General features: G+C 70.1%; 13 protein-coding genes. 8 read left to right on the top strand and 5 right to left on the bottom strand.

Translation table 11 applies throughout. The features are described 5' to 3' along the window. The first annotated feature begins 37 nt into the window (after positions 1–37). Together AC07U4_RS11245 and AC07U4_RS11240 are read left to right on the top strand one after the other, a co-directional pair. The gene (locus AC07U4_RS11245) at positions 38–1,270 is read left to right on the top strand and encodes an NAD(P)/FAD-dependent oxidoreductase (RefSeq protein WP_495195463.1); all 1,233 of its coding nucleotides are present in this window, start codon (positions 38–40) and stop codon (positions 1,268–1,270) included. Beyond that, the gene (locus tag AC07U4_RS11240; RefSeq protein ID WP_495195462.1) at positions 1,267–2,463 is read left to right on the top strand and encodes a M24 family metallopeptidase; all 1,197 of its coding nucleotides are present in this window, start codon (positions 1,267–1,269) and stop codon (positions 2,461–2,463) included. Before AC07U4_RS11245 ends, AC07U4_RS11240 begins: the two co-directional genes overlap by 4 nt. A 177-nt stretch (positions 2,464–2,640) precedes the next feature. Here the strand turns inward: AC07U4_RS11240 and AC07U4_RS11235 are convergent, their stop codons facing one another. From AC07U4_RS11235 to AC07U4_RS11225, 3 genes are read right to left on the bottom strand one after another with little or no spacing between them, the layout of a single operon-like run. Further along, a complete protein-coding gene (locus tag AC07U4_RS11235) occupies positions 2,641–4,392 on the bottom strand; it encodes a DUF885 domain-containing protein (RefSeq protein ID WP_495195461.1) in 1,752 nt (583 codons plus the stop codon). After that, a complete protein-coding gene (locus tag AC07U4_RS11230) occupies positions 4,389–5,414 on the bottom strand; it encodes an Ldh family oxidoreductase (RefSeq protein ID WP_495195460.1) in 1,026 nt (341 codons plus the stop codon). The genes AC07U4_RS11235 and AC07U4_RS11230 overlap by 4 nt, the downstream gene beginning before the upstream one ends. Continuing rightward, a complete protein-coding gene (locus tag AC07U4_RS11225) occupies positions 5,411–7,768 on the bottom strand; it encodes a beta-L-arabinofuranosidase domain-containing protein (protein WP_495195459.1) in 2,358 nt (785 codons plus the stop codon). The genes AC07U4_RS11230 and AC07U4_RS11225 overlap by 4 nt, the downstream gene beginning before the upstream one ends. A gap of 148 nt (positions 7,769–7,916) precedes the next feature. Between AC07U4_RS11225 and AC07U4_RS11220 the strand changes: the two genes are divergently transcribed. Next, entirely contained in the window at positions 7,917–10,610 is a 2,694-nt protein-coding gene (locus AC07U4_RS11220; RefSeq protein WP_495195458.1) for a DUF5695 domain-containing protein, read from the top strand. Between the two features lie 9 nt (positions 10,611–10,619). Here the strand turns inward: AC07U4_RS11220 and AC07U4_RS11215 are convergent, their stop codons facing one another. Further along, positions 10,620–11,615, bottom strand: coding sequence for a cupin-like domain-containing protein (locus tag AC07U4_RS11215; RefSeq protein ID WP_495195457.1), 996 nt, complete (start codon positions 11,613–11,615; stop codon positions 10,620–10,622). After that, complete coding sequence (locus AC07U4_RS11210) at positions 11,612–12,298, bottom strand: SapC family protein (protein WP_495195456.1); 687 nt, start codon at positions 12,296–12,298, stop codon at positions 11,612–11,614. Before AC07U4_RS11210 ends, AC07U4_RS11215 begins: the two co-directional genes overlap by 4 nt. Positions 12,299–12,533: 235 nt before the next feature. Here AC07U4_RS11210 and AC07U4_RS11205 point away from each other — a divergent pair, with 235 nt between their 5' ends. From AC07U4_RS11205 to AC07U4_RS11185, 5 genes are all read left to right on the top strand, one after another. Further along, a complete protein-coding gene (locus AC07U4_RS11205) occupies positions 12,534–15,578 on the top strand; it encodes a TonB-dependent receptor (RefSeq protein ID WP_495179394.1) in 3,045 nt (1,014 codons plus the stop codon). A 64-nt stretch (positions 15,579–15,642) separates the two neighbouring features. Continuing rightward, positions 15,643–17,184: a tryptophan halogenase family protein gene (locus AC07U4_RS11200; RefSeq protein WP_495195455.1), complete on the top strand. Its 1,542-nt coding sequence runs from the start codon at positions 15,643–15,645 to the stop codon at positions 17,182–17,184. 17 nt (positions 17,185–17,201) lie between these two features. Next, a complete protein-coding gene (locus AC07U4_RS11195) occupies positions 17,202–19,145 on the top strand; it encodes a sialate O-acetylesterase (protein WP_495195454.1) in 1,944 nt (647 codons plus the stop codon). A 31-nt stretch (positions 19,146–19,176) separates the two neighbouring features. After that, positions 19,177–21,843 (top strand): glycoside hydrolase family 3 C-terminal domain-containing protein, encoded by a 2,667-nt coding sequence (locus AC07U4_RS11190; protein ID WP_495195453.1) that lies wholly within the window; start codon positions 19,177–19,179, stop codon positions 21,841–21,843. After that, positions 21,840–23,732, top strand: coding sequence for an NPCBM/NEW2 domain-containing protein (locus AC07U4_RS11185; protein ID WP_495195452.1), 1,893 nt, complete (start codon positions 21,840–21,842; stop codon positions 23,730–23,732). The genes AC07U4_RS11190 and AC07U4_RS11185 overlap by 4 nt, the downstream gene beginning before the upstream one ends. Positions 23,733–23,803 lie beyond the last annotated feature (71 nt).

Genomic DNA, 23,803 nt, shown 5'->3' with positions numbered 1-23,803 from the left:
GTATACCAAGCCATAGAAGCGCGGCAAGGACAAGATGATGCAACGGCAGGTCGCGATTCTCGGCGGGGGTGTGGTGGGGCTGTCGGCGGCGGTGACGCTCGCCCGCGCCGGCCATGCCGTCACCGTGATCGATCGCGATGCCGACCGGCAGGCGCCGTCGTGGAACAACGCCGGCCATATCGCGGTCGAGCAGGTCGCGCCGCTCGCCTCGCCGGCATCGGTGGCGAGCGCGTGGCGGCGCCGCTTCGCCGCGGGTGGCGCGCTCGACCTGCCCCCGGCGATGGCGCGCGACTGGCTGCGCTTCCTGCCGCGCTATCTCGCCGCGAGCCGGCCGTCGCGGTTCCGTCACGGCAGCGCCGCGCTGGGTGGCCTGCTCGCCACCGCAATACCAGCGTGGCGGCGACTGGTCGCGGCGATCGACGCGCCCGCGTTGCTCCGCGAGGACGGCCATCTCGTCGTCTGGAACGACCGGCACAGCGCCGCACGCGGCGCCGCAGCATGGCGCGCGGCCGACACCGGCGTCGCGACGATCGCCGATGCGGGGCCGGACGATCGCGCCCGGATCGCCGCGGTGGCGGCAGTGCCGGTCGCCGGTGCGATCCGCTTTTCCGGCAGCGGCCAGATCGCCGATCTCGCCGCGCTCGCCGCCGCGCTGGAGGCGGCGCTGATCGCCGCCGGCGGCCGCATCGTCCGCGCCGCCGCGACGCTCACCGTCCGCGACGGCCGCGCCGCAGTCGCGGGCCATGCCGCCGATCTGGTGGTGGTCGCCGCCGGCATCGGCAGCGCGCCGCTGGTCGCCGCCGCCGGCCACGTGGCGCCGCTGATCGCCGAGCGCGGCTATCACATCCGCGCCGCCGCCGACGCCTGGCCCGCCGACTGCCCGCCGCTGGTGTTCGAGGACCGCTCGATGATCGTCACCCGCTATGCCGGTCACGTCCAGGCGTCGGGCTTCGTCGAATTCGGCAATGCCGCCGCACCGCCCGACCCGCGCAAATGGCAGCGGCTGGAGGCGCAGGTGCAGGCGCTCGGGCTGGCGATGCGGCCGCCGTTCACGCACTGGATGGGCGCGCGACCGACCCTGCCCGACTATCTTCCCGCGATCGGCCGTTCCACCCGCGCGCCCAATCTGCTCTACGCCTTCGGCCACCAGCATCTCGGCCTGACGCTGGCGGCGACGACGGGCGAGATCGTCGCCGCACTCGTTGCGGACCAGCCCGCGCCGATCGACCTCGCCCCCTTTTCCCTTGACCGTTTCGGAGCAACACGATGACCATCGGCGGATCGACCGCAGCGGCGCAACTCGCCACCCTCGCCCCCTGGAGCGACCCGGCGCCGGTGATCGGCGCCGACGAGCGCAGCGACCGCCTCGCCCGCGCGCGTGCCGCGACCGCAGCGAGCGGCGCCGCCGCCTTGCTCGTCACCGCGGGCGCGTCGCTGCGCTATTTCACCGGCGTCGGCTGGTCGCCGACCGAGCGGCTGGTCGCGCTGCTGCTGCCGGTCGCGGGCGAGCCGATCGTGATCTGCCCGGCGTTCGAGCGCGGCTCGCTGGTCGCCGAGCTCGAGATCGCCGCCGATATCCGCTTGTGGGAGGAGGACGCGGATCCGGTCGCTCTGGTCGTCGACGCGCTGCCCGCCGGCGCGACGCTGGCGCTCGACCCGCTGCTGCCGTTCGCGGTCGCGCGGCGGCTCGGCGCGACGCTGACGGTGACCGATGGCGCCGGCATCATCGACGGGCTGCGCATGATCAAATCGCCCGCCGAGCTCGCGCTGATGGCGCAGGCCAAGGCGATGACGCTGGAGGTCCACCGCCGCACCGCGCGCATCCTTGCCCCCGGCATCCGCGCGAGCGAGGTGAAACGCTTCATCGACGACGCGCATCGCGCCTTGGGCGCGCCGGGCTATACGTTCTGCGCGGTGCAGTTCGGGACCGCGACCGCCTTCCCGCACGGCCTGCCCGGCGATCAGGCGCTCGCCGAGGACCAGCTCGTGCTGGTCGACACCGGCTGCGCGATCCACGGTTATCAGTCGGACATCACCCGCACCTACGCCTTCGGCCGCGTCGACGACGACATCCGTGCGACCTGGGCGCTGGAGAAGGAGGCGCAGGCCGCCGCCTTCGCCGCGGTGCGGCCCGGCGTGCCCTGCGAGGCGGTCGACGCGGCGGCGCGCGCGGTATTGGAACGTGCCGGACTCGGCCCCGACTATCGCCTGCCCGGCCTGCCGCACCGCACCGGCCACGGCATCGGCCTGTCGATCCACGAGCCTGCCTATCTCGTCCGCGGCGACACGACGCCGCTGGCACCAGGCATGTGCTTTTCCAACGAGCCGATGATCGTCGTCCCCGAACGCTACGGCATCCGGCTGGAAGACCATTTTTACGTCACCGAGGACGGCGCCGCCTGGTTCACTGAACCGCAACCGTCGATCGACCGACCGTTCGATCCGGAGGGCCCGACGCCCTGACGGCGCGGAACGGGGGGCCCACCAACCGTTCGTGCTGAGCCTGTCGAAGCACGGGAGACCAGAGGCGGCGGCATCGCTTGCGGCACCGCCCTTCGACAGGCTCAGGGCTAACCGGGGGGGGCGCGCCCGATCACCGTTGGTGCTGAGCCTGTCGAAGCAACCGGACGCCGGACGCCCTTAGCGCGCCTCCTCGGGATACGGTCCCTTGCCGCCGTCGGCGATAAAGGCGTCGATCCGCCGGTCGAGCTCGGGCATCGGCACCGATCCCAGCGCGAGCACGGTGTCGTGGAAGGCGCGGATGTCGAAGCGCGGGCCGAGCGCGGCTTCGGCCCGACGCCGCGCCGCCAGGATCGCCAGTTCGCCGGTATAATAGCTCAGCGCCTGTCCCGGCCAGGCGATGTAGCGGTCGACCTCGGTCTCGATCTCGTGATCGGCGAGCGCGGTGTGGTCGCGCAGATAGCCTTGCGCGCGCTCGCGGCTCCAGCCCATCGCGTGAATACCCGTGTCGACCACCAGCCGCGACGCGCGCCAGGATTGGTAGCTCAGCATGCCGAACAGGTCGTAGGGCGTCTCATACATCCCCATTTCCTCGCCGAGCGCCTCGCAATACAGCGCCCAGCCCTCGCCATAGACCGACAGATAGGTCTCGCGGCGGAAGGCGGGGAGGTCGTGGTTCTCCGCCGCCAGCGGCATCTGGAAGGCGTGGCCCGGCGCGCTTTCGTGCAGCGTCAGCGCCGGCAGCGCATAGAGCGCGCGCGACGGCAGATCGTAGGTGTTGACCAGATACACCCCCGGCCCACCGCGACCGCTGGTATAGAAAGGCGCGAGATCGGCGGGCACCGGCTTGATCGCGAAGCGCGCGCGCGGCAGCCGCCCGAAATAGCGCGCCGCCTTGCCGTCGAAGCTCTTGGCGATCCAGGCGGCACGGTCGAGCAGGTCCTGCGGCGTCTTGGCGTAGAAACGCGGATCGCGTCGCAGCATCGCTAGGAACGCGGGCAGGTCGCCCTTGAACCCGACCGTCGCCATCACCTGCTGCATCCGTGCCTGAATGCGCGCGACCTCGGCGAGGCCGATCGCATGGACCTGCGCCGGCGTCTGGTCGCGCGTCGTATATTCGGCGACCTTCGACTGATAATAAGCACGCCCGTCGGGCAGGTCATAGGCCGCGAGCGAGGTGCGTGCCCCGGGAATATAGTCGTCGCGCAGGAAGGCGAGCAGCCGGCGATACGCGGGCACCACCGCGTCGCGCAACGCCGCCAGCGCCTCGGCGCGCAGCCTCGCCCGCGTCGCGGCGGCCATGGTCGCCGGCATCGTGCGGAACGGCGCGTAGAAGGGCGAGCCCTCCCCGGCCCCTGCCTCCACCACCTGCGCGACGCCGATGTCGCGGCCGGTGAGCGTCACCTTCGGCGGGGTGAAGCCGCGTGCCAGCCCGGCCCGCATATTGGCGATATTCTGGTCGAAATAGCGCGGAACGGCGCGCAGCAGCGTCAGATAGCGGCCATAATCCTCGGCGCGCGAGAAGGGCTCGCGCGCCTGATCGGCGAGATCGCTCCAGAAGCTCGAATCCGAGGTCAGCGGCATCTCGTAATCGCGGAACCGCTGTTCGGCGAGCAAGGCGCGGATCTGCGCGGCATAGACGCCGTAATCGACCCGCGCCGCCGACGACAGCGCGGCGGGACGGATCGCGGCGAGCGCCGTCGCGGTCTGCGTCCAGCGCGCGAGTTTCGCTGCCTGCGCCGCCGGACCGACGTCGGGCAGGCTGCGCGCGCTGTTCTTGTCGTCGTCCTCGCTCGGCGGCATCTGCTGCTTCCGCCAGGCATATTCAGCGGTGTAGAGCGCCCGCAACCGCGCGTCCGCACTGCCGGTGGCGGGCGCCGCCGCGACCGGAGTCGCGAGCAGCGCGAGCGCGGCGATCACCGCGCCGCTCATGCCGCCGCTCCGATCGCCATGATCTCGGCGTGCAGTGCTGCCGGCACCACGACCCCTTCCGACAGGCTGTGCGCGCGCGCCGCATAGCGCCGTGCCGAGGGCAGCCGCGCGCCCTGCGCCTCGATCGCCGCGAACATCGCCTCCGCGCGCGCGAGATGCGCGGCGGTTGCCTCGCCCAGGAAGCCGGCAGGGTCGATCGCGACGATCAGCTCGCCGCCGACCGGCGATCCGCCGCGGCCGTCGTCGAGCGCCAGCGATTCGCGGCTGGTAAGATCGCCGATCAGCGGCCCGGCGAGCAACTCGACCATCGCGGCGAGCGCCGACCCCTTGTGGCCGCCGAAGGTGCGCATCGCCCCATCGAGCACCGCCTTGGCGTCGGTGGTCGGCGCGCCTTCGGCATCATAGCCCCATTCCTCCGGCACCGGCAGGCCGGCGCGGCGATGCAGCTCGATCTCGCCGCGCGCCACCGCGCTGGTCGCGAAGTCGAAGACGAACGGATCGCCCGCCGGCCGCGGCCAGCCGAACGCGATGGGGTTGGTGCCGAACACCGGCCGCGTGCCGCCCGCCGGCGCGACCCAGGCGTGCGACGGCGTGCAGGCGAGCGCGACCAGCCCCTCGCGCGCCAGCGCCTCCACCTCCGGCCACAAAGCGGCGAAATGGACGACATGGTTGAGCGCCAGCGTGGCGATGCCGTGTTCGCGCGCCGCCGCGACCAGCACCGGCAGACCGCGCGCGAAGGCGAGCTGCGCGAAGCCACCGCCGCCGTCGACGCGGACCAGCGCCTTACCCGGCCGGCTGACCACCGGCACCGCATCGGGCACCACCACGCCCGCCTTGACGCTCGCCGCGGCGACGAGCAGCCGGTAGATGCCGTGGCTGGCGCAGCCGTCGCGCTCGCCGGCGACCATCGTCTCCGCCACCGCCTCGGCATGATCCTCGGCAAGCCCCACCGCGCGCAGCTTGGCATGCGCGAGCGCACGCAGCGCGGCGAGCGTCATCGGGACGCCGGCACGATCGGTCATACGGTCTCTCCCGGTTTGGCGGTATAGATGCGCAGGCCGAACACCGGCCCGGCGGTGCTGCCGTCATGCGGCACCACACGGACGCGCACCGTGCGCTTGCCGCGGGTCAGCGCCTCGGGCAACGGATAGGCGACGTCGAAGAACCGCCCCGGCGCATCGTTGCCGAGATGCTGCGTCGCGATCCGGACGTTGTCGATCAGCAGGTCGAAGTCGCGCGGCCGCTCGCCACCCCAATAGCTCGCCTGCAACAGCAGCGGCCCCGGCCTGACCGCCATCGTGCATTCGAACCAGCCGCCCGATCGCGCATCGCGACCGGTGCGCCCGCGATAGGTGACGGGATAGGAGGCGGCGCTGGTCAGGCCATGATCGCGCTCGGGCTGCATCTCGCCGAGGTGCATGACGTCGACCGAGCGCGCCGCCACGTCGCGCAGGCGTGCCTGTTCGGCGGTGTAGGCCGCCTCCTCGCGCGTCCATTCGGCCGCGTCGAAGCGCCAGAAATAGACCGCGCTGCGCCGCCGATACTGGCGATAGAAGGGCACGAAGTCGCGGTTCCCCGGCCGCAGCACGCCCTGCGTCGCATAATGCGCGGCGGCGGGATCGCGGGCGACGAAGCCGGCGAGCAGGTCGCCGCCGACCAAGGCCGGATCGGCCTGCTCCCATGGCGTCTCCGCCGCGCCGAGATCGGCGGCGAGCACCAGCGGCCCGCGCAGCACCGCGACGGTGCGCGCGTCGCCCGGTGCCGGCTCCAGCCGCAACGCGAGCGGCAGCGTGATCGCGATCCGGTCGCCCGCGCACCACGCCCGCGTCACCGTCGCATAGCCGCGCGCCAGCACCGGCGTCACCGGCGCGCCGTTGACCGTGACCTGCGCCGTCCCGCTTGCCCAGCGCGGTACGCGCAGCGCGACCGGGAAACGACCGCGACGCAGCCGGGTGAAGGTCAAGGTCGCCTCCGGCTCGAACGGATAGCGCGTGTCGAGCGTCACTTGCGCGCCGCGCGTCGCCCAATCGGCATCCGCCGGGGTATAGAGATTGACGTAGAAGGTCCCATCCACGCCTTCCCAGAAGATCGAATCGCCATGTTTGGCATGGCTCTCCATCCCCGAGCCGACGCAGCACCAGAAAGCGTCGTCGGCGGTGGTCGAGAAGTCGCGCGTCGCGCCGCTCATCAGCGGCGTCATATAGGTGAAGCCGCCGGTCGCCGGGTCCTGCTGCGCCATGACGTGGTTGAGCTGCGCGCGCTCGTAATAGTCGAACAGCGCGCCGTCCGGCTGCCACGCCCACAGCTGCCGGGTGAGCTTCAGCATATTGTAGGTGTTGCAATGCTCGCAGGTCTGTTCGGTAATATGCTCGGCGATCGTGTCGGGCGCGGTGAAATATTCGCGGTCGGCATTGCCGCCGATGACATAGCTGTGATGCCCGACCACCGCCTCCCAGAAGGTACGCGCGGCGCGGGCCGCGGCGGGATCGCCGCCGCTCACCTCGTGCAGCCGGGCAAGGCCGATCAATTTGGGCACCTGCGTATTCGCATGGAGATTGGCGAGCCGATCCTCGCCGCGCGCGAGCGGATCGAGCACCTTGTCGTCGTGGATCAGCCGCGCCATCCGCAGCCACTCCGTCGCGCCGGTCCGCGCATAGAGTTCGGCATAGCTTTCGTTGAGACCGCCATATTCGCAGCCGAGCACCGTCTGCACCTGCGCCGGGGTCAGTGCGGCGAAGACGCGCGCGATATATCCCGCCAGCCCCTCCGCCACCGCCAGAGCCTGCGCATTGCCCCACGCCCGATGCACGTCGAGCAGCCCGGCGAGCCATTTGTGGACGGTATAGAGCGGCGACCACGAGCCGTTGAGGTCGAACCCGCCCGACGTGATCTCGCCCCGCGCGATCTCGGCGAAGATCGCCTCGCCATCGACGATCGCGCCCTCCTTGGTCTTGCGCCCGAGCGCGCCGACATAGCCGGTGCCGCGCTTCGCCTGCGCCGCGGCGATCTCGTCGACGATATAGTCCGCGCGCCGGCGCAATTCGGCGTCGCCGCCCTGCTGCCACGCGAGCACCAAAGCGCTGAGATAATGGCCGAGCGTATGGCCGGCGATCGTGTCGCTCTCCCATCCGCCGTAGATCGCGGCCTTCGGCGGCAGTCCGGCATAGAGCCGGACGTTGTGCAGCAGCCGGTCGGGCTCGAGCCGCAGCAAATAGCGCCGGTTGACCGCCACCGCCGTCGCCTGATCCGACGGCCGTAGCCGCACCACGGTCAGCGGCAGCGGCCGCGCCGGCCCCGCACCGCCGGTCGCCGCCGCCGCGCGCCCGGCAAGCGTCAGCGCCGCCGCCCCCACCATCACCTCCCGCCGCGACACCATCGCTCATCCCCCGTTATCGGCGGTATACGATCACGCCATTGCAACGTCTGTCAATCGCCGCGCCGGATATTGTATACGGGCAGATTCCTGCCTATCGATCATGCTCCCGTTGCCGGGATGCCGGCGGCGACCGATCGCAAAGGCCCGCATGACGCTCCCCCGCCTGCCCGCGCTCGCCGCCCTTCTCCTCGTCGGCGCGGCGCCGGCGATGCCGGTCACGCCGTTCGCGGTGGGCGCGCTGCGCGGGACGTTGCGCGCCGATACGCAGACGCTGGCCCGCCTGTCGCCGGCGGCGGAGCCGGGGTTCAGCTTCGTGCCGACCGCGCGCGAGGCGGAGCGGGCGGGGGACGGCTACAATCACGTCGGCGACATCGACATCCGCCTGCGCAGCGGCGGCGGGCCGTGGCGCGACTTCGGCTCGGCGCATCATCGCCGGCCGATCCGGCCCCTGCCGGCGGCGCGCGGCACGATCGCCGCGGCGGACATCACCGCGACCATGGGCGATGGCATCCCGCTCGCCGTCGAGCGGCGCTGGGTCGCGGCGGGCGGCGCGCTCGGGCTGCGCTTCCGCCTGACCAACCGTTCGAACGCGCCGGTCGAGATCGGCGGTCTCGGCCTGCCGATGGCGTTCGACAGCATCATCACCGGCCGCGATCTCGACCAGGCGCACGCGCAGGCGAGCTTCGCCGATCCCTATATCGGCCGCGACGCCGGCTACCTTCAGGTGACGCGGCTCAGCGGCAAGGGACCGGCGCTGCTCGTCCTGCCCGGCCGCGATACGCCGTTCGAGGCCTATGCGCCGCTCGCCGATGCCGCGGATGCGCCCGCCGGCAGCGTCTTCACCGAGAAGACGCCGCGCAAGCAGACGTTCGAGGGCTTCTACGACTGGCTGGTCCATTCGCGCGGCTTCGCCGAACGCGAATGGCGCGGCGCCGGCGAACAGTGGAACGTGCCCACCAGCCGCACCATCGCGCCCGGCGCCAGTATCGAGATCGGCCTGCGGCTCGTCACCGCGCCGTCGATCCGCGCGATCGAGCCGACGCTGATCGCACAGCGGCGCCCGGTCGCGATCGGCATTCCCGGCTATGTCGTGCCGACCGATCAGCCCGCGACGCTGTTCGTCCGCGCCCCCGCCGCGATCGCCGCGATCGACAGCAGCCCGGCGGGCGCGCTGTCGGTGCGGCGCGACGGCACCGTCCACGGCTGGACGCGGCTGGCGGTGACCAGCCACGGCTTCGGCCCGGCGCGGCTGACGCTGCGTTATGCCGACGGCCAGCGGCAGACGGTGAGCTATTACGTCACCCGCCCGCTCGATGCGACGATGGCGGCGCTCGGCCGGTTCGCCACGACGCGGCAATGGTATGAGGGCAAGGACGATCCGTTCGGCCGGACGCCGGCGATCCTCACCTACGACCATGAGGCGCAGCGCATCGTCGACGTCGAGCCGCGCGTGTGGATCGCCGGGATGAGCGACGAGGGCGGCGCGGGGAGCTGGGTCGCGGCGATGATGAAGCAGCTCGACAATCCCGCGCCCGGCGAGGTCGCCAAGCTGGAACGGCTGGTCGACGAAACGGTGGTCGGCCGGCTGCAGGTCGCCGACGGGCCGCATGCCGGCGGCGTGCGCAAGAGCCTGTTCTACTACGACCCGGCACGGTTCCCGACGCTCTACCGCGATCCCGCGCAATGGAAGAGCTGGACCGCGTGGAGCGTCAGACAGGTCGGCGACCTCGGCCGCTCGTACAATTATCCGCATGTCGCGATCGGCCATTGGGTGCTCTACCGGCTGGCGCGCAACCATGACGGGCTGGTGACGCGCCACGATTGGCGCTGGTATCTCGGCTGGGCGCAGCGGACGATCGTCGCGATGATGCGCGACGCGCCGCATTACACGCAATTCGGCCAGATGGAGGGCAACGTCTTCCTCGACATCCTCGCCGATCTGCGCCGCGAGGGGATGACCGTCGAGGCGGACACGATCGAGGCGCTGATGCGCCGTCGCGCCGATCATTGGGCGGGGTTGCGCTATCCCTTCGGCAGCGAGATGGCATGGGATTCGACCGGCCAGCCCGAGGTCTACGACTGGCTGCGCCACTTCGGTCACGACCGCCAGGCGGTGCAGACGCGCGAGGTGATCCTGGGCTATGATCCCGCGGTGCCGAGCTGGGGCTATAACGGCAATGCGCGCCGCTATTGGGACTTCCTGTACGGCGGCAAATATCCGCGCATCGAACGCCAGATCCATCATTACGGATCGACCAACAACGCCTTGCCGCTGTTCGATTCGTTCCGACGCGATCCCGCCGACCTGCACCTGTTGCGCGTCGCTTACGGCGGGCTGATGGGCGGGATCACCAATATCGACAGCGACGGCTTCGCCTCCGCCGCCTTTCACGCCTGGCCCGACCGGATGCGCTGGGATCCGTATAGCGGCGATTATGGCATGGGCTATTTCGCGCACGCCTATGCGGTCGCGACCTATCTGGTGGACGATCCGACCTTCGGCTGGCTCGGCTTCGGCGGCGCGGTGACGCGTGATGGCGGCAACGTGACGATCCGGCCGCGCGACGGCGCACGCACGCGCTTGTTCGTGGCACCCGCCGGCCAGTGGATCACGCTCGAAGCAGGACGGATCGCCGCGGCGCGCTACACACCCGCGAACGGCACGATCGTCCTGACGCTCGACCCCGCCGACGCGCACACGCCGCGGGCGCGGCTGTTCGTCACCCGCACGACGCCGCGCGGCCGCGACTATGCACCCACGACCGGCACCGCGGGGCGCGGCGGCGTCACGCTGCCGCTCGGCACCGGCCCGACCGAGGTGACGCTCCGCCCCATCAGCTGACGGCGCGGCTCACCCGCCGCGCAACAGCCGCATCACCAGCGCGCGGATGCGGCCGCGGCTTTCGGGCTGGCCGTCGAGGATGCCGTGCCTGGCCGGCGGCAGGAAGGCGAGCGGATGGCCTTCGGGGCGGAAGACATAATGGTCGAACCACGCCCGCCAGGCGGCGCGCTCCGCCGCCGGCCGCTCGGCGATCGCGATCAGCGCCAGCATCATAGCAGTATAGGGCTGGTCGGGACCGTCGGCGAAGCCGTCCCACCAGAAATTGACCAGCACGTTGACCTCGCCGATCGCCTCGACCTGATGCCACCAGAGTTTGGGCACGTAGAGCGCGTCGCCCGGTTCCAGTTCCACCACCAGCGCGCGGTCGCGGATACGATCGAAGCGCGGGAATCTTGCGTCGCCCGGCATGCTGCCGACCGCCAGCCCGACCGGCTGCCCCGCCATCGTATGGTCGATCGGCCCGACATAGAGGTCGGCGATCGCCTCGGGCGGGAACAGGGTGAACCGCCGCCGCCCCGCGGCGACGCAGGCGACATTGTCCATCGTGTCGTAATGGCAGGCGACGGTCGAGGCATGGCCGATCCAGATCCGCGGCCGCGCCGTCGCCGGCACGAACGGCAACCGCACCACCGTCTCGATACCAGGGAAGCAATTTTCGGAGGTCAGCGAGCCCATGTAGAGGCTCGGGCTGTCCGGCTGGCCCGCGGTGTCGAGGACGCGCGCCAGCGCCTCGCGGAACGGCAGAGTGGTGCGCGTGAAGTTGAACCCTGCGAGCGCCTCGTCGTAATGATAGCGCGCGCCGATCGCCGGCGGCCCCACGAACATCTCCGCCGTGCGCCCGGCGTCGAAGGCGAGCAGCGCCTCGATCACGGTGTCGCGCCCGCCCGCCAGCATCGGCCAGTGCCGCGCCGCGCCGCGCAGGACGACCGGTCTGCCGGCGACCATCACGTCGCGGCGGAACGCCTCGGGATCGGCCAATGACGCCGGCGGCGCGGCGTCGATCATAGCGCCGCCGTCGCGAGCCGGTCGTTATGGATGCGGCCGAGCGTGCGCAGATGCCGCACCGAACCGGTCTGCGCATAAGCGAGTTGCAGATCGCCACTGCGGAACAACGCCAGCGCCGCCGCATCGGGCAGCGCGTGCAGCGCGTCGAGGCTGATCGTATAGAGGCCATCGAGCCGCAGGTGGCGACCGTCGTCGAACTGCATCGACACGTCGATCGGCTCGATCAGGCGGTGGTCGAGGAAGCGGCGGATGATCGCATCGGTGGCGGCGATGCCCTGCTCGAGCACGTGCAGCGCCTGCTGCACGCGCTTGAGCGTGGGCGCCGCCTCGCCGGTCGGCTCGAACAGCGGCTGCCCCTCGCCGGTCGCGAACACCGCATGCTCGCGATCGATCACCACCTGCCCCTCGGCGATGAAGAAGCCCTGCCGTTCCAGATCGGCAGGCCGGTAATCGGGCAACCGGCCGTCGACCGTCATCAGGTTGCGCCCCGGCTCTAGCCCCATGACGACACCGGCATAGAAAGCCCCCGTTTCGGGATGTTTGGTGAACAGGATCGGATAATGGAGCATCGCCGGGAGGAATTCGTCGGCGACGATCTGCGCGAAATGGCGGGTGCCGTCGGCACTGCGCGACAGGCGCAGCGCGGCATGATCCGCGCCGTTCAACATCTGCCAGTCCGGCATCCACCCCTCCAACTCGTTGCGATTGTTAGCGCTAGAGATCGCACAGCGGACGACCGATGCAAAGCGTCTGCATCACTCTTACAAATGCTTGCAAAACCATGTCGATGCGATATTGTGAGCGCTACCGTTCATGCCGTGACGGCGTGCTTTGCACCCGAATCGGCAGAGAAACAGATCAGTCGCTCGCACCCCCGCAAGAAGGGGTAGCGCGACGTAAAAAGAGGGGATGTCAGAAATGCCTACGACCATGCGTGCGCGTACCGGAGCGCGCAGTTTCCGCCGGATCCATGTTCTCGCCTGCGCGACCAGCCTGGCGACCTTCGCCTGGGCCGCACCGGCACTCGCCCAGGACCAGGGCAATCTACAGAACAGCACGACCAGCCAGCCCGCCGCGCCGCAGCCCGCCGTGCCGGCGACCGCCAACACGACCAGCGCTGCCGAAGCCGGCCAGCCGCAGGATGCGGCGACCGCGCAGGACGTGTCGCAGGGCAACAGCGCGCAGGGCACGGGTGACGACATCGTCGTCGTCGGCCTGCGCGGTTCGCTCCAGCGCAACCTCGATCTCAAGCGCACCTCGTCGGGCGTCGTCGACGTGATCTCCGCCGAGGATATCGGTAAATTCCCGGATTCGAACGTCGCCGCCTCGCTGCAGCGCCTGCCCGGCGTGTCGATCCAGCGTTCCGGCTCGCGCGGCGAGCCGACCGGCATCACCGTCCGCGGCTTCGGCGGCGATTTCAACACCACGCTGTACGACGGCCGCCGCATCTCGACCGCGACCGGCGGCCGCCAGATCGACTTCAGCACCGTCGGCGTCGACTTCATCGGCCAGCTCAGCGTCCTCAAGACGCCGGACGTGTCGCTGGCGTCGAGCTCGATCGGCGCGACCGTCAACATCGCCTTCCCCAATCCGTTCGACCACCCCGGCTTCCGCGTCGCCGCGACCGGCTCGGGCTCGATCCAGGACCGGTCGGGCAAGATCGTGCCGACCGGCGGTCTGCTGGTCAGCAGCACCAACGCCGACGAGACCTTCGGCGTCCTCGCCGACGTGATCTACACCAAGCGTGATACCGATACCAATCGTGTCTATGTGTCGGGTTGGCCGGGCGGCAATTTCGCCCCCTGCCAGCTCGCGGGCAGCACCGGCACCTGCACGCCGACCAGCAACACCGCTTCGGCCGCTTATGCCAATCCGGCCAACCGCCAGAATCTGCCGGGCTGGTTCCCGCAGCAATATGGCGCCGAGCAGCAGCGCGTCGAGGACGAGCGCGTCGATGCGCGCATCGCGCTGCAATATCATCCGTCCGACGACCTGATGCTGACGATCGACAACAATTTCTCGCGTCAGACGATCACCCAGGAGAATTACGCGTTCGGCGTCTGGTTCAACCAGGGCGACCTGCGCAACGTCACGCTCGACAAGAACGGCACCGCGACCGATTTCACCCAGACCGGCACGCCGACCGACTTCACCTCGGCGCTCAACAAGCAGATCCTGCAGACCAACCAGACCGGCCTCAACGTCAAATATGACGCGACGAGCAACCTGACGCTGGAAGGCGACGTCGCTTATGCGAAGAGCTGGCTCAACCCGGGCGACGTGATCGGCAGCCGCAACGGCGACATCGGCTACGGCAATGCGCTCAGCAACAACCTGCGCTTCACCGTCGGCGGCAACAGCAAGGACGCCTTCCCGACGATCAGCAACTACGGGCCGGCGGGCAATGCGGCGGGCTGGGCCGACACGTCGCTGATCGGCAGCCACGTCACCGTCAACCAGACGCAGCACAATACCGACGAGCTGGTCCAGTTCCGCGGCAACGCCACCTGGAAGCAGGACGATCTGACGATCAAGGCCGGTGGCCAATTCTATCAGGACACGTTCGACTTCCGCAACCAGAGCACGTTCACCAACAACTTCTGGCAGGCCTATGCCGGCTATGGCGGGCCGTCGCGCGGCACCTCGGGCATCTCGCCGCTGCCCGCCAGCCTGTACCAGGGCTCGGTCAGCCTCAACAACTTCATTCCGGGCTTCAAGGGCAGCCTGCCGCCGTCGGTGTTCGTGTTCAGCCCGGTCGCCTATCAGAATTATCTGACCAGCCTCGGCAATCCGTCGGCGCAGAACGTCCCCGGCTTCAACTACGGCAACGTCACCGGCTTCACCGGCACGTTCGACGAGGCGGTCGATCCGGGCAGCGTGCTCAAGGTGCGCGAGCGGACGTGGTCGCTGTACTTCAGCGTCAACTTCAAGACCGAGATCGGCAGCCTGCCGTTCACGTTCAACGCCGGCGTACGCAACGAAGTCACCAACCTCGTCGCCACCGGCCAGGGCCGCCTGCCGACGTCGCTGGTCACCAGCACCGCCGATCCGACGCTGCTGAGCATCCCGACCTACACCCCGGTGCAGGGCGTCACCAATACCAGTTCCTATTCGTACCTGCTGCCGAGCCTCGATGCGAAGTTGGAGCTGACCAACAACCTGATCCTGCGCGTCGACGCGTCGCGCACGCTGACCCGTCCGTCGCTCAGCCTGCTCAACCCGGTGCTCAACGTCGGCAACGGCCAGCGGATCGGCGCGCTGTCGGCGAGTGGCGGCAACCCGAACCTGAAGCCCTATCTGGCCGACAATTTCGACCTCGGCATGGAATGGTACTACCGCCGCAACTCCTATCTGGCGGTCAACTTCTTCCTCAAGAACGTCAGCAACTTCATCGTCGGCGGCGTGACGCGTCAGGGGATCAACGGGCTGGTCGATCCGACCACGGGCACCGCGGCGAGCTTCGCCGTGTCGCAGCAGGTCAACGGCCCCGACGCCACCGTGCGCGGCGTCGAGCTGGCGCTGCAGCAGGTGTTCGGCGACACCGGCTTCGGCTTCCAGGCCAACGCCACCTTCGTCAACACCAACCGGCCGTATGACGACAAGAACATCACCCAGACCGGCTTCGCGGTCACCGGCCTTGCCAATTCCGCCAATTTCGTCGGTTTCTATGACAAGAACGGCTTCCAGTTCCGTACGGCGCTCAACTGGCGCGACAAGTATCTGCTCCAGTTCGGCCAGAACCAGAACACCGGTTCGTTCGGATCGGAGCCGACCTTCGTCAACCAGAGCTTCCAGATCGATCTGACGACGAGCTACGACATCACCAAGAACTTCAGCGTCTTCGGTGAGGCACTCAACGTCAACAACAACCAGCAGAGCACGCACGGCCGCTATTCCAACCAGCTGCTCGACGTGTTCGATTACGGTCGCCGCTACACGGTCGGCGCCCGCTACCGCTTCTGATCCTCTCCCCCTGGCGGAGCGCGACCCCGGTTGCGCTCCGTCATTTTTGCGAACACGCAAAGCCATGCACCAGATCAGGAACATCGTCATCGTCGGCGGCGGCACCGCAGGGTGGCTGACCGCCGGGGTGATCGCCGCACGTCATCAGGGTCAGCGCCCGCATGGCTTCACCGTCACGCTGGTCGAATCGCCCAACGTGCCGATCATCGGCGTCGGCGAAGGCACCTGGCCGACCTTGCGCAGCACGCTCAAGCGCATGGGCGTCTCCGAAACCGAATTCTTTCGCCAGTGCGACGCCTCGTTCAAACAGGGCGCCCGCTTCAACCGCTGGACGACGGGCGCGGTCGACGACGGCTATTACCACCCGTTGATGCTGCCGCAGCAATTCGGCAGCGTGAACCTCGCGCCGCACTGGCTGGCGGGCGACGGCGACGGCAGCTTCTGCGACACGGTCACGCCGCAGGGCCGCATCTGCGACGAGGGGCTCGCCCCCAAGACGATGGCGACGCCCGAATATGAGGGGCAGGCGAATTACGCCTATCACCTCGACGCCGGCAAGTTCTCGCACTTCCTCCAGCGCCACTGCTGCGAGACGCTCGGCGTCCGCCACGTCCGCGCCGACGTCACCGACGTGCGCAAGGACGAGAGCGGCGACATCGTCGGCCTCGACACCGAACAGGGCATCGCGATCGACGGCGACCTGTTCGTCGACTGCACCGGCTTCGCCGCATTGCTGATCGGCAAGGCGATGGGCGTGCCGTTCCGCAGCTGCGCCGACACCTTGTTCTGCGACACCGCGCTGGCGATCCAGGTGCCCTATGCGCAGCCCGACGATCCGATCGCCAGCCACACCCTCTCGACCGCGCAATCGGCGGGCTGGATCTGGGACATCGGCCTGCCGACGCGGCGCGGCGTCGGCCATGTCTTCTCCAGCAGCCATATCGATGTCGACGCCGCCGAACGCGAGCTGCGCGCCTATATCGGCCCGGCCGGCGACGACCTGCCGGTACGCAAGCTCTCGATCCGCGCCGGCCATCGGACACGCTTCTGGGAGCGCAATTGCGTCGCGGTCGGGCTGGCGGCGGGCTTCCTCGAACCGCTCGAAGCCTCGGCGATCGTGCTGATCGAACTGTCGGCGAAGATGATCGCCGAGCAATTGCCGCCGTGCCGCGAGGTGATGGACGTCGTCGCGCGCCGCTTCAACGACACGACCCACTATCGCTGGGGCCGGATCATCGATTTCCTCAAGCTGCATTATGCGCTGACGCAGCGGACCGACACCGACTTCTGGCGCGACAACGTCCGGCCCGAGACGATCCCCGATCGCCTGCGCGGGCTGATGGAGCTGTGGCAGCATCAATCGCCCTGGCTGCACGACGAATTCGACCGCGCCGAGGAGGTCTTTCCCTCCGCCAGCTACCAATATGTCCTCTACGGCATGGGTGCGCGCAGCGCCGTCTTGCCGGGCACGATCGAGGCGGACGCCGAACTCGCGCGCCGCGCCCGGCGCGAGAATGCGGTGCAGACGCAGCGGATGGTCGCCAGCCTGCCACGCCATCGCGACCTGATCGAACGGATCGTCCGCCACGGTCTGCAACCCATTTGACCCGGAAAGCCCAGCCCATGCGGACGATCGCTCTCGCCTCCTGCGCCCTCGTCGCGCTCGCCTGCGCCAGCCCGGCGGTGGCCGCGCCACGGCTCGACGGCGTCCTGTCCGATCATGCGGTGATCCAGCGCGACCAGCCGATCGACCTCGCCGGCGATGCCGCGGCGGGCGAGACGGTGATGATCACGCTCGCCGGCCACACCGTCACCGCCAAGGCGGGGCGCGACGGCCGGTTCGCGGCGCGCCTGCCGGCGCTGCCTGCCGGCGGCCCCTACGATTTGACCATCGCCGCGGCGAGCGGCGCGGCGGTGCTCCGCGACATCCTCGTCGGCGACGTCTATCTCTGCTCGGGCCAGAGCAATATGGAGCTGGCGGTCACCGACGCCCAGAAGCTGATCCCCGACGCGCACCCGCCGCTCGACGACCAGTTGCGGCTGCTGACGATTGCCAAGGTCGCCGCCCCCGCGCCGCTCGCCCGCTTCGATCAGGCACCGCGCTGGGTCGTCGCCGACGGCGCCACCGCGCAGAGCTTCTCGGCGGCCTGCTTCTATATGGTGCAGGCGCTGCGCCGCACCGCCAAGGTGCCGATCGGCGCGGTGCATTCGAGCTGGGGCGGCTCGCGGATCAGCGCGTGGATGAGCGCGCCGGCGCTGCGCGCGTCCGACATGGGCGACGCCGCTGATCTGCTCGCGCTCTACGCCCGCGACCCCGCCGCCGCCAACCGCCGCGCCTCGACGATCTGGGAGGATTGGTGGCGTGCCGGTGCCGGCGACGCGCGCGGCAAGGAACCGTGGCAGGCCGATGCCGCGCTCGACTGGAAGCCGGTGCCGGCGATGACCGCGTTCGAGACGTGGGGCGTGCCCGCACTCGCCGATTACAACGGCATGATCTGGTATCAGCGCACGATCGAGGTGACCGCCGAACAGGCGCGCGGTCCCGCGACGCTGGTGCTCGGCATGGTCGACGACGCCGATCGCACCTGGGTCAACGGCGTCGGCGTCGGCGGCAGCAGCCTCGCCTCGCAATCGCGCGTCTATGCGCTGCCCGCCGGCACGCTGAAGGCGGGGCGCAACGTCATCACGGTCAACGACGACGACGTCTATGCCTATGGCGGCATGCTCGGACCGGCGGAGACGATGCGCATCACCTTCGCCGACGGCAGCAGCCAGCCGCTCGGCAGCGACTGGCGCTATGCCGTCGCCAAGCGGCTTGCCGGCGCCGCGCCGCGCGTGCCGTGGGACGACATCAACGGCGCCGGCACGCTCTACAATGCGATGATCGCGCCGCTCGGCACGATGCGGCTCGCCGGCATCGCCTGGTATCAGGGTGAATCCGATACCGGCATCCCCGGCTACGACCGCCGCCTCGCCGCGCTGATCGCCGACTGGCGCAGCCGTTTCGCCAGCCCGCAGGCGGCGTTCGGCGTCGTCCAGCTCTCCTCCTACGGCACGCCGGCAACCGCACCGTCGGACAGCGGCTGGGGCCTCGTCCGCGATGCACAGCGCCGCGTCGCCGCCGCCGATCCGCACGCGGGGATCGCGGTGGCGATGGACATCGGCGACGTGCTCGACATCCACCCCGGCGAGAAGCACGAGGTCGGCCAGCGGCTCGCGCGCGTGATGCGCGCCACAGTCTATGGCGAGCGTATCGCGCCCTCCGGCCCGGCCATCGCCGGTGCGAGCGGCGCGGCGGGCGGCGGCGTGACGTTGCGTTTCGACGGCGTCACCGGCGCGCTCCACGCGCGCGGCTCGGATCGCGCGATCGGCTTCGAACTGTGCGACGCGGCGCCCGGCACCTGCCGCTACGCCAGCGGCAGCGTCGCCGGTTCGACCGTCACGCTGCCCGGCGACGGCAAGCCGGTGACGCGGGTCCGCTACGCCTGGGCGGACTCGCCCGCGATCAACCTCGCCGACGACGCGCAGCTGCCGGTCGGCACGTTCGAAGTGCCGGTGGCACGATAAGCGACACGCAACGCCGCAAGGGGAGATGACGATGGCGATCACGATGCGGGCCGCAGGCCTGGCCACGGCGGGCCTCGCGCTCGCGCTCACCCCGGTGCTCGCGCGCGAACCCGCCGCACCGCAGCGGCGGACGGAAACCGATCCGGCGCTCCGCATGGCGTCGACGCTGGTCGCGCGAATGACGATCGCGGAGAAACTGCCGCAACTGCTCAACGTCGCACCGGCGATCCCGCGGCTGAACGTCCCGGCCTACAATTGGTGGACGGAATCGCTGCACGGCGCGCTCGGCGCGCGCAACACCACCAACTTCCCCGAGCCGATCGGCCTCGCCGCCACCTTCGATGCCCCGCTCGTCCATGACGTCGCCGGTGCGATCGGCACCGAAGTGCGCGCGCTGCACACGCTCGCCCGCCAGACCGGGCGGGTCGGCCATATCGGCACCGGCCTCGACACCTGGTCGCCCAACATCAACATCTTCCGCGATCCGCGCTGGGGCCGCGGGCAGGAGACCTACGGCGAGGATCCGTTCCTCACCGCGACGATGGGCGTCGCCTTCGTCCGTGGCATGCAGGGGCCCAACCCCGACCGGCCGCAGGTGATCGCCACGCCGAAGCATTTCGCCGTCCACAGCGGCCCCGAAGGCACCCGCCACGAAGCGAACGTGTTCATCTCGGCGCACGATCTGGAAGACACCTATCTCCCCGCCTTCCGCGCCGCGATCGTCGAGGGGCGCGCGGGATCGGTGATGTGCGCCTACAATCGCATCGATGGACAGCCCGCCTGCGCCAGCGACCTGCTGCTCAGGGAGCATCTGCGCGGCGCCTGGGGCTTCACCGGCTATGTCGTCTCCGACTGCGACGCGGTGAAGGACATCGCCGACAATCACAAATACGCCCCCGACGGCGCCACCGCGGTCGCCGCGGCGATGCGCGCCGGCGTTGACAGCGAGTGCAACAATGCGACGCTCGGCGACACCGCCGGACTGGAGGATCGCTATCGCGAGGCGCTGCGCCGCAATCTGATCACCGAAGGCGACATCGACCGCACGCTCGTCCGCCTGTTCGCCGCGCGCTATCGCAACGGCGACCTGCCCGGTCTCGCCGGCGCCCCCGCCGCGGTGCCGGTCAGCGCGATCGCCGCGCCGGCGCATCGCGCGCTGGCGCTCGCTGCGGCGGAACGCTCGATGGTGCTGCTCAAGAACGATGGCGCGCTGCCGTTGCGCGCCGGAACGAAGGTGGCGGTGATCGGCCCGCTCGGGGACGCGACGCGTGTGCTGCGCGGCAATTACTCCTCGGGCCTGTCGGGGCCGCCGGTCTCGGTGCTCGACGGCCTGCGCGCCACGTTGGGGGCGAGCCAGGTGACGCTGGTGCCGTTCGGCGAATCGATGACCGACGGCGACCGTATCCCGACCGCCGTCTTGCAGACGCCCGACGGCAAGCCCGGCCTGCTCGCACGCTATTACAACCCGGCGACGCCGCTTCCTGCCTTCTATGCGCCCGGCACGCGCGAAAAGACCGTCGCCGCGGTCACATACCAGACCGAGCCGGTGGCGACGCGGATCGAACCCGATGTTGGCGACCGCAACCTCGATCTCGCCCGCGTCAAGGATGTGCACCGCACGGTCTGGACCGGCTTCCTCGTCCCCGCCGAGACCGGCAGCTATCGCGTCGGCCTGTCGGGCGCGGGCGGCACGCTGGAACTGGACGGGCGCATCGTCTCCGACCGGCGCAAGGCGCGCTGGAACGACCTTGCCGGCATGACCACGGTCAAGCTCGTCGCCGGCCGCCGCTATGCGATCAAGGCCGAGGGCAGCGGCATCGATCTCGTCTGGAAGCGCATCTCCGATGCCCCCGCCGCCGCGCTGAAGCGCGCCGCCGCCGATGCCGACGTGCTGGTCGCGGTCGTCGGCCTCACCTCCGACCTCGAGGCGGAGGAGACCGGCGTCACCGTCCCCGGCTTCGCCGGTGGCGACAAGACGACGCTCGACCTCCCCGCCGACCAGCTGGCAATGCTCGATCAGGCGCGCGCCACCGGCAAGCCGATCGTCCTCGTCGCGATGAACGGCAGCCCGATCAACCTCGCCTGGGCCAAGGCCAATGCCGCCGCGGTGCTCGAAGCCTGGTATCCCGGCGAGACCGGTGGCCTCGCCGCCGCCAACATCATCACCGGCCGCACCAATCCGTCGGGCCGCCTGCCGCTGACCTTCTACCGCAGCGTCGCCGACCTGCCGCCGTTCGGCGATTATGCGATGACGGGGCGTACCTATCGCTATTTCACCGGCACGCCGGTCTATCCGTTCGGCCACGGCCTCAGTTATACCCGCTTCGCCTACGGCCCGCTCACCGTCACGCCGGCGCGGGGCGGGGCCGAGGCGGGGCTGCGCGTCATCACGCGGTTGACCAATACGGGGGACCGGCCGGGCGAGGACGTGGCGCAGCTTTATCTGACCTTCCCGGACCGTCCCGGCATGCCGCGCGTCGCGCTGCGCGGCTTCCAGCGCGTCGCGCTGCGCCCCGGCGAGGCGCGCACCGTCACCTTCGACCTGTCGCCGCGCGACCTTAGTTCGGTCGCGCCCGACGGTGCGCGGTCGGTCGCCGCGGGCCGCTATCGCGTCACCGTCGGCGGCGGCCAGCCCGGCACCGCCCCCGGCAGCACCGCCACCTTCACCGCGCGCCAATCGCAGGAGTTGCCCAAATGATCGCCCGCCCGACCATCCTCGCCGGCCTGTCGCTGCTCGCGCTCGCCACCGGCGCGCAGGCGGCCGACCGCGATCCGCTCGCCGCCACCGGCCGCTGGAGCGCCAACGCCGCTGGCCATGCGCCGACCCCGCCGATGGGCTGGAATTCGTGGAACGCGTTCAACAGCGACGTCGACGAGGAAAAGGTGCTCGCCTCCGCGCAGGCGCTGCGCGACACCAGGCTCGCCGACCTCGGCTATCGCTACGTCAACATCGACGACGGCTGGTGGCTCAAGCGGCGCCAGCCCGACGGGCGGATGCTGATCCGCACCGATCATTTCCCCTCCGCCGCGACCGGCGCCGATCCCAGCTTCCGCCCGTTCACCGACAAATTGCACGCGATGGGGTTCAAGGCGGGCATCTATTCCGACATCGGCCGCAACAGCTGCGGCCAGATCTACACGCCCGACTTCAAGAACCAGCCCGAGGGGACGGTCGCCGAGCGCGAGGTCGGCCTGTACGGCCAAGTCGACCAAGACATGAAGCTCTACTTCCGCGACTGGAATTTCGACTTCATCAAGGTCGACGCCTGCGGTATCCGCGGCCTGCCCGCCGACGCGCCGCGCGTCCGTTCGGGCCTGTACCGGGCGTTGCCGCCGCTGGTCGACATGCAGTCGCTCGGCGGCTCCGACGTCGCCGGGGTGCGCCGTCTCTACGAACAGGTCGGCACCGCGATCCGCACCTATGCCGGCGACCGGGACTATGTCTTCTCGCTGTGCCTGTGGGGCGCGGGCGACGTGCGCGCCTGGGGCAAGGACGTCGGCAACAGCTCGCGCACCAGCGACGACATCCAGCCGGTGTGGTCGCGCATGCTCACCAACTTCGACACGGTCACGCATCGGGCGCTCTACGCGCATCCCGGATCGTGGAACGACCCCGACATGCTGTACGTCGGCACCGGCGATTTCGACAATGCCCACACCGTCGAGGCGCGGTCGCACTTCGCCTTGTGGGCAATGGTCAACGCCCCGCTGTTCATCGGCTACGACCTGCGCAAGCTGACTCCCGAACAGCTCGCGATCTTCGGCAATGCCGATCTCGTCGCGCTCAACCAGGACCCGGCGGGCAACCAGGCGGTGCTCGCCTATGATTCCGACGAGGTGCAGATCTTCGCCAAGACGCTCGCCGACGGCAGCAAGGGCGTCGCGATCTTCAACCGGTCCGCGCTGCCCGCCAAGGCGGTGCTGACCGCCGCGCATCTCAAGCTGCTGCCGACCGCCGACGTGCGGCTGCGCGACCTGTGGAGCAAGCAGGACAGCCGTTTCCGCGGCGAGCTGGCGCTGACGCTGGCGCCGCACGAGACGCGCGTGTTCCGCGCCAGCGGCACGCGCCGGCTGCCGAACGGCCTCTACCTCTCCGAACAGACCGGCCGGGTGAACCCCGCCGCCGACGGTGTGGTGACGCCGCAGCCCGATCCGACCATCCACCATTCGATCACGCCGTGGACCGGCACGCGCGGCCCGGGCGATCATCCGCAATATGGCGGCTGGGGCGGCGCCGAGGCGGATCGCGCGCCATATGGCAAGCTGATGCGCATTGCCGGCAAGGACTTCGACACTGGCATCGGCGTGCTCGGCAATTCCCGCCTCGAAGTGCGCAACCAGGGGTTCAAGCGCTTCGCCGCGCAGGTCGGCGTCAACGATTCCGGTGAGCGTCAGGCAGGCACGATCACCTTCGAAGTGTGGGGGGATGGCCGGCTGCTCGCCAAGTCGCCGCCGATGGCGTTCGGCACGCCGCCGGCGCCGTTGCAGGCGAACGTCGGCGGCGTCGCGATCGTCGAGCTCGTCGCGCGGGCCGGCGACGGACGGGTACAGCCGGCGGCCTGGGGCGATGCTGCATTGACCCGGTGATGTGGGCCGCCCCCGACCCCGGCCGCCCCCGACCAAGGTCGCTTATTGACTTATCCCTTTGATCCGGGCCT

The organism is Sphingomonas sp. GW821-FHT02B09, from assembly GCF_059421875.1.
This window is presented reverse-complemented; position numbering and strand designations above follow the sequence as displayed.

What these genes read in the sequence shown, in the direction of transcription:
- AC07U4_RS11190 (WP_495195453.1), top strand. Translation starts at nt 19,177, where the DNA reads ATGGCGATCACGATGCGGGCCGCAGGCCTGGCCACGGCGGGCCTCGCG.
- AC07U4_RS11215 (WP_495195457.1), bottom strand. Translation starts at nt 11,615, where the DNA reads ATGATCGACGCCGCGCCGCCGGCGTCATTGGCCGATCCCGAGGCGTTC.
- AC07U4_RS11230 (WP_495195460.1), bottom strand. Translation starts at nt 5,414, where the DNA reads ATGACCGATCGTGCCGGCGTCCCGATGACGCTCGCCGCGCTGCGTGCG.
- AC07U4_RS11225 (WP_495195459.1), bottom strand. Translation starts at nt 7,768, where the DNA reads ATGGTGTCGCGGCGGGAGGTGATGGTGGGGGCGGCGGCGCTGACGCTT.
- AC07U4_RS11205 (WP_495179394.1), top strand. Translation starts at nt 12,534, where the DNA reads ATGCCTACGACCATGCGTGCGCGTACCGGAGCGCGCAGTTTCCGCCGG.
- AC07U4_RS11195 (WP_495195454.1), top strand. Translation starts at nt 17,202, where the DNA reads ATGCGGACGATCGCTCTCGCCTCCTGCGCCCTCGTCGCGCTCGCCTGC.
- AC07U4_RS11235 (WP_495195461.1), bottom strand. Translation starts at nt 4,392, where the DNA reads ATGAGCGGCGCGGTGATCGCCGCGCTCGCGCTGCTCGCGACTCCGGTC.
- AC07U4_RS11210 (WP_495195456.1), bottom strand. Translation starts at nt 12,298, where the DNA reads ATGCCGGACTGGCAGATGTTGAACGGCGCGGATCATGCCGCGCTGCGC.
- AC07U4_RS11245 (WP_495195463.1), top strand. Translation starts at nt 38, where the DNA reads ATGCAACGGCAGGTCGCGATTCTCGGCGGGGGTGTGGTGGGGCTGTCG.
- AC07U4_RS11240 (WP_495195462.1), top strand. Translation starts at nt 1,267, where the DNA reads ATGACCATCGGCGGATCGACCGCAGCGGCGCAACTCGCCACCCTCGCC.
- AC07U4_RS11200 (WP_495195455.1), top strand. Translation starts at nt 15,643, where the DNA reads ATGCACCAGATCAGGAACATCGTCATCGTCGGCGGCGGCACCGCAGGG.
- AC07U4_RS11185 (WP_495195452.1), top strand. Translation starts at nt 21,840, where the DNA reads ATGATCGCCCGCCCGACCATCCTCGCCGGCCTGTCGCTGCTCGCGCTC.
- AC07U4_RS11220 (WP_495195458.1), top strand. Translation starts at nt 7,917, where the DNA reads ATGACGCTCCCCCGCCTGCCCGCGCTCGCCGCCCTTCTCCTCGTCGGC.